Genomic DNA, 11,722 nt, shown 5'->3' with positions numbered 1-11,722 from the left:
TCTGACCGGGAACGTTCACCGGATGGGCCCGGGGTCGCCTGCGCCCGTGAAGGTCTATCCCCTCTGGCACATCAGCCACCAGAACGAAGCCGGCCCCAACGACGAGACGATTCACCTCGACGACGAGGGCGTGTTCATCAACGAGCAGGACGGCGACGACGTCAAGCTGCTCGGCATCTACTCCTCCGAGGCCGTGGTCGAAGAGCGGATCCGCCGCGCGCGTCTTCTACCGGGCTTCGCCGACGAGCCAGACTGCTTCCAGATCGGAGAGTACGACCTCGATGAGGACCACTGGACCGAGGGCATCGTCCGCGTGCCGGTCGAGGCCTTCGGGTGAGCGACCCTGGAGAGGGCAGATCGTGCACGCCGCTTCGGTGAATGTCCTTCCTCCCCAGCGAAGGCCCTTTTCGCTGCGGATGCGCGCGCGTTCCTTGCGTTGGGCGGCCAGGACGTCGGGATGGCGGGCGTTCGCGTTGCGCCAGCGCAGGTAAGCGTGCAGCGCGCGGGTCTCGACCGCGTGGTTCGGATAGTTCGAGTTGGCGAGCGTGAACCGCCGCAGCGGTCCGAAGTGCGCCTCGATCGGGTTCGCCCAGGACGCGTTGCTGGGCGTGGAGCACAGGTGGACGTTGTTGTTCTTCGCCCAGCGCAGAATCTTCCTGCCGTTGTGGGCGGACAGGTCGTCGAGGATCACGTAGACCGGGGCGCCTTCGGGGCGGGCGGCGCGGATCGAACGGAGTGCGGCGAGGGTGTTCGCGGTGCCCTTCCGGCGGCGGTTGATGCCCCGCAGGGTGTCGTCGCCGATCGAGTAGCAGCCGTGGAAGTAGGTCACGCCGTGGGTGCGCTTGTAGGTCGCCGGGAGTCGGTCGGGCCGTCCCTGCTCGGCCCAGCTGCAGCCGGCGGTGGGGCGGATGCCGAGCGGGCCGAACTCGTCGAACGCGAATGTCCGGTCGAGGAAGCGGTCCAGGACGTGCTCGATCCGGTCGAGTTTGGCGCGGCGGGCGGGCCCGCCCGGGGTTCGACAACCCCGTGACGACTGGGCCTACCGGCCCGCCAGCTTGCGTAGCACGGCCACGATGTGGTCCTGGTCGTCCTCGGTCAGCGCGTGGTGCAGCGGCAGGATGAGCGAGTCGCGGGTCAGCCGCTCGGTCACCGGCAGCGGCTCGGACGCCACGTCGGCGTAGGCCGGCTCCAGGTGGGCGGCCATGATGCCCCGTCGGGCCGACACTCCCGTGGCGGCCAGTTCGGCGAGCACCTGGTCGCGGCCCGTTCCGTACTCCGGGTCGATCAGCACCCAGAATGACTGGAAGTTGGTCTCGCCGTACCCGGGGTCGCGAACCGGGGCCAGACCCTCGATGTCCGCGAGCAGCTCGTGGTAGCGCGCCGCGAGCGCACGCCGGTGACGCACCAGCTCCGCGAGGCGGCCGAGCTGCACGAGACCGATCGCCGCCTGGATGTCGGTCATCCGGTAGTTGAAGGCGGTCTCCAGGTATGCCTCCAGCAGCGGCTGAGCGCTGGCGTGACGGTCGGCCGCGGAGACGTTCATGCCGTGCTCACGCAACCGGCGCAGCCGGACGGTCCACTCCGGATCGTCAACGGTGACCATTCCGCCCTCGCCGGTCGTCAGCAGCTTGCGCGGATGGAACGACCAGGCCGAGACCGTCGCGCCGGAGCCGACCGGCCGCCCGTACGCGGTCGAGCCGGCGGCGCAGGCGGCGTCCTCGACCAGCGACACCCCCCAGCGGTCGGCGGCGTCGCGCAGCGCGACGACGTCGAAGGGCACACCGCCCTGATGGACCGCGATCACCGCCCGGGTGCGGGGCGTGCGCACCGCGTCGATCGTCGCCACCGTCAGGTTGCCGGTGCTGATGTCGACATCGGCGAAGACCGGGGTGGCACCGACGTAGCGCACCGCGTTGGCAGTGGCGATGAACGAGAACGACGGCACGATCACCTCGTCGCCCGGGCCGATCTCCAGCACCACCAGCGCCAGGTGAAGCGCGGTCGTGCAGGAGCTGACGGCCACCCCGTGGCCGGCACCCACCAGCGCGGCGAACTCCTGCTCGAACCGGGCCACCCGTGGCCCCTGGGCCACCCAGCCCGACCGCACCGCTTCCGCGGCGGCCTGTGCCTCCTCCTCGCCGAGGCGGGGGATCATCACCGGGATGCGGGCGGCGCTCACTTCTCCGCCCGCCACCAGTCGACGAGCCCCTGAAGCCCCTCGTGCAGGCCGATCTCGGCGCGGAAGCCCAGCTTCTCCGCCGCGGCGGTGGTGTCGGCCAGCCGGCGGGTGACCCCGTTGACCGCGCGAGCCGGACCGTGCTCGGGGGCAAGGTCGGACTTCATCACGTCGCTGAGCGCCTGAGCCAGCTCCCGGAGGCTGGTCTCGGTGCCGCTGGCGATGTTGAACACCTCGTCGGTGACATCCGCGCGGGCGGCCAGGATGTTGGCCCGGGCGATGTCGGCGACGTGCACGAAGTCCATCGTCTGCCGGCCGTCGCCGAGGATCAGCGGGGGGACCCCCGACTCGATCCGCTCCATCCACCGGATCAGGACCTCGGTGTAGAGGCCGTGGATGTCCATCCGGGGACCGTAGACGTTGAAGTAGCGCAGGGCGACGTAGTCCAGGCCGTACATGCTGTGGAAGCTGCGCAACATGCCCTCGTTGAACGCCTTCGCCGCGCCGTAGAACGTGTCGTTGTGGTAGGGGTGGTGCCGCTCGTTGGTCGGGAACTCGTCGGCGAGCCCGTACACGGAGGCCGACGAGGAGAGGACGACCTTGCGGACCCGAGCGGCGGCCGCCGCCTCCAGCACGTTGAAGGTCCCGTCGACCAGCACCTCGTTGGCCAGCCGGGGCTCCTCGGCACACTGGGTGATGCGGATCGCGGCGAGGTGGAAGACCAGGTCCATGCCCCGGGTCAGCTCGTGCACCAGCGCCACGTCGCGGATGTCCCCGTCGACGAGCCGGACACTGCCGTGCGGCAGGGCTCGGGCGAGGTTCTCCCGCCGGCCCCGGACGAAGTTGTCCAGGACGACGACCTCGGCCGCGCCGCTGGCGACCAGTTGGTCGACGACATGGGAGCCGATGGTGCCCGCGCCGCCGGTGACCAGTGCCCGTGCCCCGGCTGTCTCCACCGCGCTCATGCCGTTGCTCCGCTTCGCTCCGCGCCGCCCTGCGTCATTGCCGCACCAGGTTCGCTCACTCGCCCGCCCACTTCCGTCCATTCACTCAGATCGACCACTGTTCCGCCCGCGGCGAGGCTGCGCGAGGCAGCCTCCAGAATGGCCATCACCCGCAGACCCGACCGGCCGTCGGTCAGGGCGGGCGCGCCGGTCCGGATCGACCGCGCGAACTCCTCGACCATGGTGCGCAGGGCCTCCCGCTCCGTCAGCGCCGGCGCCACCATGTCGCCCGAGCGGTACGACACCAGCATCTCCCGGCGCTGCTCGTCGCCGAGTTCCTCCGCCGAGGCCACGTCCACTCCGCGGTCGAAGATCGAGAGTCGCTGGCTGGGGTTGAGGTCGTCCCAGACCAGGGTGCGCTTCGACCCGCCGATGATCGCGGTCCGGATCTTCACCGGGGAGAGCCAGTTGACGTGGATGTGCGCGATCGCACCGGTGTTGAGGTGCAGCGTCAGGTAGGCGACGCAGGCCCGTCCCGCCCCGATCCGGTCCGCGCCGTGTGCGGCGACGGAGACCGGGGCCACGCCGGACGGGAGGATGAAGTCGAGAATCGACAGGTCGTGCGGCGCCAGGTCCCACATCACGTCGATGTCGCGCTGGACCAGCCCGAGATTGATCCGTACGGAGTCGAGGTACTGCAGCTCGCCCAGTTCCCCGCCGCGCAGCAGTTCGCGGATGCGCAGCACCGCCGGTGTGTAGCAGTAGGTGTGGTCGCACATCAGCGACAGACCCCGCCGCTGCGCCTCCGCCACCAGCTCGCGCCCCTGCGCGACACCGGCCGCGAGCGGCTTCTCCACGAGCACGTGCTTGCCGGCGCGCAGCGCCGCCATCGCCACCTCGAGGTGGGTACCGGCCGGGGTGGCGATGGCCACCGCGTGCACGTCGTCGTCGGCCAGCACCGTGGTCAGGTCGTCGGTCGCCCGGACCGTCGAGTAGTCACCGAGCACCCGTTGGGCCCGGCGCACATCGAGGTCGCAGAGCCAGCGCAGCCGGAATTCGGCGGAGGTCTGAAAGTTGCGGACAAGATTCGGCCCCCAGTAACCGGCGCCGATGACGGCCACACCGATCGGTTCCTCGGCGGCAGCGTGCGATGAGTTCACGGATGTCCGTTTCGCTAGTCAGGACAGGACCATTCGCTGACGGGGCGCGTTGGTGGTGACGTCCATTCGGCAAGCTATCGACGTCGTCCTCTCGTACGCCAGCGCCGACCCGGAATTCCGCCGGTGTCGCCGGTGTCGACCGGTCCGTTTGGGTTGCCCGACCTCCTCGAATGGCTCCTTCTGCGGCCACCGGGTCAGCTTTCTGACATTGGCCTTGTTGCCGAACGTCTACCGTCTTTCTGCGAAAGATCGCCGTATCGGAAAGGAACGAGAGATGACGGACGCCCACGCGGCGCCGCGCGACGGGGTGCGGATCGCCGCGACGGCCGATGTGGACGAACGGGCCACCATCCGTCCCGGCACCCGCGTCTGGCACCTGGCGCAGGTCCGCGAGCACGCCTCGGTCGGCGAGAACTGCGTCATCGGTCGCGGCGCGTACGTCGGGCCGGGCGTCCGCCTGGGCGACAACGTCAAGCTGCAGAACTACGCCCTCGTGTACGAGCCGGCGGAACTGGCCGATGGCGTCTTCGTCGGGCCGGCCGCGGTGCTCACCAACGACGAGTACCCGCGCTCGGTCACCCCCGAGGGGCGGCTCAAGAGCGGCGACGACTGGACCGCGGTCGGTGTGGTGGTCGGCGAGGGTGCGGCGATCGGAGCGCGGGCCGTCTGCGTGGCGCCCGTCACGATCGGTCGGTGGGCACTGATCGCTGCCGGCGCGGTGGTCACCAGGGACGTCCCCGACTTCGCGCTCATGGCCGGAGTGCCCGCCCGCCGGGTCGGCTGGGTGGGCCGGGCGGGCGAGCCGCTCGTCGCGAAGGGTGACGGCCGGTGGATCTGCCCACGTACCGGCGCCGGGTACTGCGAGGACGACGGGCGGCTGACCGAACCGACCCCGGCCTGACGGCCGCCGCGGGAGCGGCGTGCATCCTGGCCCGGGCCGTTGATCCCCGGTGGGTTGGGTGCGTCCCGCCGACCGGCCCCGGCCGGCGGGGCGCTACCCTCGCCCGGGTGAACTGGCTGGAACTCGTCGGCTGGGCCGGCTCCGCGCTGCTGGTCTGGTCGCTGCTGCAGACGCGCATCCTTCGACTGCGCGCCCTCAACCTGCTCGGCTGCCTGATTCTGATCGGCTACAACGCCGCCGTGCAGGTCCTGCCCATGGTCGGGCTGAACGTGGTGCTCGCCGTGATCAACATCTGGTACCTGCGGAAGATGCTGGCCACCCGGCACGACGAGCAGACCTACCAGGTGGTCGAGGTGGGTACCGGGGACGCCTTCCTGGCCCACACGCTGGGGGTGCACGCCGCCGACATCGCCCGGTTCAACCCGGACTTCACCTGGGACCCGACCGCCGACCGCTCGGCCTTCCTGGTGGTCCGCGCCGACGAGGTGGTGGGCGTCGTGGTGTCGCACGCCGAGGCCGGCGGAATCGCCCAGATCGACCTGGACTACGTGACCCCGCCGTTCCGTGACTTCACCCCCGGTGAGTTCGTCTACCGGCGCAGCCGCCTCTTCACCGACCGGGGGTTCCGCCGGGTGGTCAGCCCACCCGGCATGGTCGCCCCGTACTACCACCGGCTCGGCTTCCGCCCGGAGGGCGACGCGTACGTGCTGGACCTCCCCACGACCGCCTGACGCGGCGGCGGTCCCGGCAGGATTCAGCGAGCCGCCGGCGGGGCACAGAGGGGCCTACGCCGGCCGGTCCCCGGACGGCGACCGGTCGGCCAGCGCGGCCGGCCCGGGTGGGCTCGAGGGAGAGAACCGGGCGTGCAGAGCTACTGGAGCCAACTGGCCCTGGTCGGGGTTCTGGTCATCGTCAACGCGGCCTTCGCCGGCAGCGAAATGGCCCTGGTCTCGTTGCGGGACAGCCAGCTCCAGCGGCTGGAACGGACCAGTCGCGGCGGCCGGACCCTGGCCCGGCTGGCCAAGGACCCGAACCGGTTCCTGGCCACCATTCAGATCGGCATCACCCTGGCCGGCTTCCTCGCCTCCGCCGCCGCGGCGGTCTCCCTGGCCAAGCCGCTCGTCCCGCTGCTCGGCGTGCTCGGCGACGCCGCCGAGACGGTCGCCATCGTCGCGGTCACCCTGGCCCTGACCTTCGTCACCCTGGTCTTCGGCGAGCTGGCCCCGAAGCGGATCGCCATGCAGTCCGCCGAGCGGTGGGCGCTGGTCGTGGCCCGCCCGCTCGACCTCCTGTCCACCCTGACCCGGCCGGCCGTCTGGGCCCTCGGCGCCACCAGCGACCTGGTGGTACGCCTCTTCGGGCTGAACCCGAAGTACCAGCCGGACGAGATCGGCCCGGACGAGCTGCGCGACATCGTTTCCGGCAACCACGGCTTCACCAAGGAGCAGCGGACCATCATCGCCGGCGCGGTGGAGATCGCCGACCGGCAGCTGCGGGCGGTGCTCGTACCCCGGTTGCAGGTCTTCACCCTGGACAGCGGCACGACCGCGGACGCCGCCCGGCTGGTTCTCGCCGCGACCGGCCACTCCCGGGCCCCGGTGGTCCGGCACGGCGGCCTGGACGAGGCGGTCGGCGTGATCCACCTGCGCGACCTGGTGGGCGTCTCCGACGACCGGCCGGTCGACGAGATCGCCCGCCCGCCGATGCTGCTGCCCGACTCGCTGCCGGTGGTCGACGCGCTGCGCCAGTTCAAGGCGGAACGCCAGCACATCGCCCTGGTGGTGGACGAGCGCGGCGCGGTCGACGGCATCGTCACCCTGGAGGACATCCTCGAGGAGATCGTCGGTGAGATCTACGACGAGACCGACCGGGACCTCAGCTCGGTCCGCACCGAACCCGACGGCACGCTGGTCCTGCCCGGCACCTTTCCCGTGCACGACCTCACCGACCTCGGTGTCGACCTGCCCAACCGGCCGGCCGGCGACTACACCACCATCGCCGGGCTGGTGCTCAGCTGCCTCGGGCACATCCCCACCGTGCCGGGGGAGACCGTCCGGGTGGACGGCTGGGACCTCGGGGTCGGCGGCGTCGACCACCACGCCATCACCGAGGTCCGGGTCCGCCGCCGGGTCCGCCGCCACCGGCCCGCCGAGGACACCGAGGACACCGAGGACACCGAGGACACCGAGGGTGCCGACGCCCCGGCGCTCGACGGGGCCCGGAGCTGACCCGGCGCCTCAGCCCTGCCCGCCCGGCGTGCCGAAGGGGAAACCGGGCACCGGCGGGAGGAGCTGCACCGAGTCGGCAGGGAACTGGTAGGTGCTGCGGCCCAGCACCCGGGTGGCCGTGCGCAGCAGCCACGGCCCTGACGGGTGCAGCTCGGGCCCGATCAGCCGGCTGGTCACCCGGGTCCACCAGTGGCCCGCCACGATCACGTCGGTGATCCGGAGCCGTTCCGGGGGCCAATCGCCGCGGACCACCACGTCGACCACCCGGCCCAGCCGCCGCCCGCGCAGGTCGTACGCGGTGCGGCCGAGCAGCTCACCCGCTCGCACGGTGCGCTCCCGGGATCCGGTCGACGAGGTGCCGGCGCAGGAAGGTCTCCACCGGCGAGGGCGGCAGGTCACGGCCGCGGCAGCGCAGCCAGACCGCGCTGCCCACGCGGGCGACCTGGGCGAGCGGGATCCGCAGCGGCGGCACCGGCGGCCGGTCGGTGAACCGGTCGGCGAACGCCACCAGCAGCCGCCCGATCCGGCCGCCGATCCGCTGGCCGAGCGCCCCCTGGCCGGTGAGCAGGCAGTCCACGTACGGGAAGCCCTCCGCGTCGACGGCGAACGCGATGTCGTCGACCCGGCCGATCAGCCGGCCGTCGACGTCCACGATCTGGCGGTCGAGCAGTTGCTTGGCGAGCTGGACCCTCATCGTCCCATCCTCGTGATGATCGCCAACGGGATCGCCGCCACCGAAGCGGCGACGATGAGCACCAGGAACAGCGTGCCGAGCAGGTTGGTCCACCGCCCGTTGACGCGGTCGCCCAGGTAGTTGCGGTCGTTGGCCACCACCAGGATCGGCAGGTAGGTCAGCGGCAGCACCACCGCGCTGAGGATCAGCATGTACTCGGTGAGCCGCACCGGGTCCACGGTCGTCATCAGCATCAGCACCCCGAGCAGCACACTGACCAGCAGCACGCTGTGGAACCGGGCCGCCTCCCGGGGGCTGATCCGCTTGCCCCACTGCCAGCCGAAGTACTGCGCCGCCGCGTACGCCGCGGAGAGCCCGGTCTCCAGCGCGGCGCCGAAGGTCACCGCGAAGAACGCCAGCACCGCGACGGCCAGCCCGGCCCCGCCCAGCGCGGTCGCCACCGGCCGGGCCACCTGCGCCAAGGTGTCCAGCGACGTCCCCGACGGGTGGTACGCCACCGTGGCGACGGCGATCAGCGACAGTGCCAGGAACCCGCCCACCGGGAAACCGATCAGCACGTTCGAGCGGGCGTGGGCCAGGTCCCGCTCGCTCCACTTCTCCTCCACCCCGCCGGAGGAGAAGAAGAACACCTCGTACGGGCTGACCGTGGAGGCGAACAGCGCCACCGCCACGAACCAGTACACCGACCAGCCCTGGCTGGCGGAGCTGACGTGCAGCGCGCTGTGACCGAGCCGCGCCCAGTCGGTGGGGAGCGCGAACAGCGCGACCGCGAAGACCAGCAGCGCCAGCCCGGCCAGGCCGAAGACCCGCTCCATCAGCTCAAACCGCATCCGCCACAGCACCAGCCAGACCGCCACCGCGGCCACCGGCACCCAGATCAGGTAGCTGAGCCCGGTGGCCAGCTGCAACGCCAGGGCCACCCCGCCCAGCTCGGCGGCGAGCGTGATCACGGTGACCAGCCAGGAGGCGACCAGGTTGAGCAGCGCCACCCGTGGCCCGAGCCGCTCCCGCACCAGGTCGAACACCGCCCGGCCGCTCACCGCCGCGATCCGGCCGGCCATCTCGGCGTACGCGCAGATGCCGACCACGCCGACGAGCAGCACCCAGGCGTGGGCCATCCCGAAGCGGGCGCCGGCCTGGCTCGCCGCCACCAGGTCGCCGATGTCGACGAAGCCGCCGATGGCGGAGAGGACGCCCAGGGTGGCGGCGAACAGCTTCCTCACGTCGGGTCGGGAGCGGGCGGTCTCATCGACGCGACGATATCCGCGCTAGACGCCCATTTCGGGCGAATCGGCCAGGCTGCCGCTCCCGGCCCGCCCGCTCAGCCGGTCAGGTTCTGCAGCCGCACCTGACCGCGCGACACCAGCCGGCCGTTCTCGTCGGTGATCTCCACCAGCCAGAGCTGCTGGCTGCGCCCCCGATGGATCGGGGTGCCGACCGCGGTCAGCTCGCCGTCGCGGACCGCGCGGAGGAAGTCGGTCTGGTTCGACACCCCGACCACCTTGCCCTTGTCGCCCAGCCAGAGCGCGCCGCCGATGCTGGCCGCCGTCTCCACCACCGAGCAGTAGACCCCGCCGTGCTGGATCCCGTACGGCTGGTGCAGCTCCGGGCGGACCTGCCAGCGGATCACCACCCGGTCCCCGCTGGCCTCGTCGAACTTCAGGCCCAGCAGGGCGACGAAGCCCCCGGTCAGGTCCGGCATCTCCACGGCGGTCCCTCCTCGCGCTCGGTGGCGCCGCCAGCCTAGGGCATGCCCTGCCGATCCCCGTCCGGGCTGCGGCGGGCCCGGCGCCGGTGGGCGGCGGTCGCGGCTCGTCCGGACACCGGACGGGTGCCCGGCCGCACCTCCGCCGCGCCGGACCGCCGCCCGGACCCCACCTCGCGCCGGCATGATCGACGGCCACGTCGCCGCCCCCGGTCGGCAAACCCGGTACGGGCCCGGGCCGAGGATGGGGGAGAATCGGTGACCGTGACCGACAGCAACCTCCCGCAGGGGCGGGACTCCCTGACCGAAGACCTGCTGTGGCGGGGCCTGATCCAGGACTCGACCGGCCTCGACGAGCTGCGCGCGCTGCTCGACGGCCCGAGCGCCACCTTCTATGTGGGCTTCGATCCGACCGCCCCCAGCCTGCACGTCGGCAACCTCATGCAGGTCGTGATGGCCCGCCGGCTCCAGCTCGCCGGGCACCGGCCGCTGCTGCTGGTCGGTGGGGCCACCGGCCAGATCGGCGACCCGAAGGAGAGCGCCGAGCGGACGCTGAACCCGCCCGAGGTGATCGCCGGCTGGGTCCGGCGCATCCGCGACCAGCTCGCGCCGTTCGTGTCGTACGAGGGGGAGAACGCCGCCCAACTGGTCAACAACCTGGACTGGACCGGCGAGATGTCTGTGGTCGAGTTCCTCCGGGACGTCGGCAAGCACTTCCCGGTGAACAAGATGCTGGCCCGCGAGGTGGTCAAGGCCCGGCTGGAGACCGGCATCAGCTACACCGAGTTCAGCTACCAGCTGCTGCAGGCCAACGACTTCTTCGAGCTGCACCGCCGGCACGGCTGCCAGCTCCAGTACGGCGGCTCCGACCAGTGGGGCAACATCACCGCCGGCGTGGACTACATCCGTCGGCGCGGCGCCGGCCCGGTGGAGGCGTTCACCACGCCCCTGGTCACCAAGGCGGACGGCACCAAGTTCGGCAAGAGCGAGACCGGCGCGGTCTGGCTCGATCCCGAGATGACCAGCCCGTACGCCTTCTACCAGTTCTGGGTCAACGCCGACGACCGGGACGTCGCCCGCTACCTGCGGTACTTCAGCTTCCGCTCCCGGGAGGAGCTGGAGGAGCTGGACAAGGCCACGGCGGAACGCCCCCAGGGGCGGCTCGCCCAGCGCGCCCTGGCCGAGGAGCTGACCACCCTGGTGCACGGCGAGCGGGAGATGGCGCAGGCGGTGGCAGCCAGCCAGGCGCTCTTCGGCCGGGGAGCGCTCGACGAGCTGACCCCGGAGACCCTGCGCGCGGCGCTCACCGAGGCCGGCCTGGTCCACCTCGACGAGCTGCCGGACGTCGCCGGACTGCTCAAGGAGTCGGGCCTGGTGCCGAGCATGAAGGAGGCCCGGCGGGTGATCGCCGAGGGCGGCGCGTACGTCAACAACACCCGCATCTCCGAGGTGGACGCCACCGTGTCGCCGGCGGACCTGCTGCACGGTCGGTACCTGGTGCTGCGCCGGGGTAAGCGCTCCTTCGCCGGCGTTGAGCTGCGCAAATAGCCGTACGTCGACAGTGTGACGCGGGACGCGCCCAGCGGATTTGACGATCAAACCGCTGGGCGCGTAACTTTTCCTCTGTCAGCGCGGAACGGACGAAACAGGGCGAAAGACCTGAGCGGCCGGAGCGCAGAACCTGAGAACCGGGTGGTGCCCCAAGTTCGCCGGGAGGCGGATTTGGCGAGGCGAAACCGACCGGGTAAGGTTATCGGCCGGCAGGGACACGGACGAGTGAGCGGGAAACCGCAGCGGCCGTCCTGCTGAAATCCTCGGAACGCCCGACGGAAGTCGGTCGAATCGGGGTGCCCGGATAAAGGGTGGAAGCCTGATAAACCGCGAAACAGCGGTTTGACACGGCAGAAACCACCG

12 protein-coding genes and 1 pseudogene are annotated in these 11,722 nt (G+C 71.5%); 5 read left to right on the top strand and 8 right to left on the bottom strand.

Going from position 1 to position 11,722, the window contains the following annotated elements:
• Positions 1-337 (top strand): DUF7336 domain-containing protein (locus tag ACL02O_RS31960; protein WP_412821907.1); only part of this gene is annotated, 337 nt, incomplete at its 5' end.
• 27 nt (positions 338-364) lie between these two features.
• Here the strand turns inward: ACL02O_RS31960 and ACL02O_RS31955 are convergent.
• From ACL02O_RS31955 to ACL02O_RS31940, 4 genes and pseudogenes are all read right to left on the bottom strand, one after another.
• Positions 365-997 (bottom strand): annotated as a pseudogene (locus ACL02O_RS31955) (transposase); the annotation flags it as partial.
• A 42-nt stretch (positions 998-1,039) separates the two neighbouring features.
• The gene (locus tag ACL02O_RS31950) at positions 1,040-2,179 is read right to left on the bottom strand and encodes a DegT/DnrJ/EryC1/StrS family aminotransferase (protein ID WP_412821906.1); all 1,140 of its coding nucleotides are present in this window, start codon (positions 2,177-2,179) and stop codon (positions 1,040-1,042) included.
• A complete protein-coding gene (locus tag ACL02O_RS31945) occupies positions 2,176-3,141 on the bottom strand; it encodes an NAD-dependent epimerase/dehydratase family protein (RefSeq protein WP_412821905.1) in 966 nt (321 codons plus the stop codon). Before ACL02O_RS31945 ends, ACL02O_RS31950 begins: the two co-directional genes overlap by 4 nt.
• Positions 3,138-4,280, bottom strand: a complete 1,143-nt coding sequence (locus ACL02O_RS31940; RefSeq protein WP_412821904.1) for a Gfo/Idh/MocA family protein — start codon at positions 4,278-4,280, stop codon at positions 3,138-3,140. Before ACL02O_RS31940 ends, ACL02O_RS31945 begins: the two co-directional genes overlap by 4 nt.
• A 274-nt stretch (positions 4,281-4,554) precedes the next feature.
• Between ACL02O_RS31940 and ACL02O_RS31935 the strand changes: the two genes are divergently transcribed.
• The 3 genes from ACL02O_RS31935 (at position 4,555) to ACL02O_RS31925 (ending at position 7,409) form a co-directional block, all read left to right on the top strand.
• Positions 4,555-5,181 carry an acyltransferase gene (locus tag ACL02O_RS31935; protein ID WP_412821903.1) on the top strand — a complete coding sequence of 209 codons (627 nt, stop codon included), beginning with the start codon at positions 4,555-4,557 and terminating at the stop codon, positions 5,179-5,181.
• 107 nt (positions 5,182-5,288) lie between these two features.
• Positions 5,289-5,912: a hypothetical protein gene (locus tag ACL02O_RS31930; protein WP_412821902.1), complete on the top strand. Its 624-nt coding sequence runs from the start codon at positions 5,289-5,291 to the stop codon at positions 5,910-5,912.
• A 132-nt stretch (positions 5,913-6,044) separates the two neighbouring features.
• The gene (locus tag ACL02O_RS31925) at positions 6,045-7,409 is read left to right on the top strand and encodes a hemolysin family protein (RefSeq protein ID WP_412821901.1); all 1,365 of its coding nucleotides are present in this window, start codon (positions 6,045-6,047) and stop codon (positions 7,407-7,409) included.
• Between the two features lie 9 nt (positions 7,410-7,418).
• Here ACL02O_RS31925 and ACL02O_RS31920 read toward each other — a convergent pair whose 3' ends face one another.
• The 4 genes from ACL02O_RS31920 to ACL02O_RS31905 all read right to left on the bottom strand — a co-directional run bounded on the left by ACL02O_RS31920 (position 7,419) and on the right by ACL02O_RS31905 (position 9,805).
• Positions 7,419-7,736 (bottom strand): PRC-barrel domain containing protein, encoded by a 318-nt coding sequence (locus tag ACL02O_RS31920; protein WP_412821900.1) that lies wholly within the window; start codon positions 7,734-7,736, stop codon positions 7,419-7,421.
• Positions 7,723-8,103 carry a hypothetical protein gene (locus ACL02O_RS31915; RefSeq protein ID WP_412821899.1) on the bottom strand — a complete coding sequence of 127 codons (381 nt, stop codon included), beginning with the start codon at positions 8,101-8,103 and terminating at the stop codon, positions 7,723-7,725. Before ACL02O_RS31915 ends, ACL02O_RS31920 begins: the two co-directional genes overlap by 14 nt.
• Positions 8,100-9,326 (bottom strand): NRAMP family divalent metal transporter, encoded by a 1,227-nt coding sequence (locus tag ACL02O_RS31910; RefSeq protein WP_412821898.1) that lies wholly within the window; start codon positions 9,324-9,326, stop codon positions 8,100-8,102. Before ACL02O_RS31910 ends, ACL02O_RS31915 begins: the two co-directional genes overlap by 4 nt.
• 98 nt (positions 9,327-9,424) lie before the next feature.
• Positions 9,425-9,805, bottom strand: coding sequence for a PaaI family thioesterase (locus ACL02O_RS31905; RefSeq protein ID WP_412821909.1), 381 nt, complete (start codon positions 9,803-9,805; stop codon positions 9,425-9,427).
• Positions 9,806-10,072: 267 nt separating this feature from the next.
• On the opposite strand from ACL02O_RS31905, the gene tyrS reads away from it, so the two are divergent.
• Positions 10,073-11,356, top strand: a complete 1,284-nt coding sequence (tyrS, locus tag ACL02O_RS31900) for a tyrosine--tRNA ligase (RefSeq protein ID WP_412821908.1) — start codon at positions 10,073-10,075, stop codon at positions 11,354-11,356.
• Positions 11,357-11,722: the final 366 nt, after the last annotated feature.

It is taken from the genome of Micromonospora mangrovicola, assembly GCF_047200535.1.
In the GTDB taxonomy this organism is placed as follows: domain Bacteria; phylum Actinomycetota; class Actinomycetes; order Mycobacteriales; family Micromonosporaceae; genus Micromonospora.
The sequence above is the reverse complement of the archived record's forward strand: the minus strand, read 5'-3'. Positions and strand labels throughout refer to the sequence as shown.

Coding starts and splice junctions, on each gene's coding strand:
- ACL02O_RS31945 (WP_412821905.1), bottom strand. CDS start 3,141: ATGAGCGCGGTGGAGACAGCCGGGGCACGGGCACTGGTCACCGGCGGC.
- ACL02O_RS31935 (WP_412821903.1), top strand. CDS start 4,555: ATGACGGACGCCCACGCGGCGCCGCGCGACGGGGTGCGGATCGCCGCG.
- ACL02O_RS31915 (WP_412821899.1), bottom strand. CDS start 8,103: ATGAGGGTCCAGCTCGCCAAGCAACTGCTCGACCGCCAGATCGTGGAC.
- ACL02O_RS31905 (WP_412821909.1), bottom strand. CDS start 9,805: ATGCCGGACCTGACCGGGGGCTTCGTCGCCCTGCTGGGCCTGAAGTTC.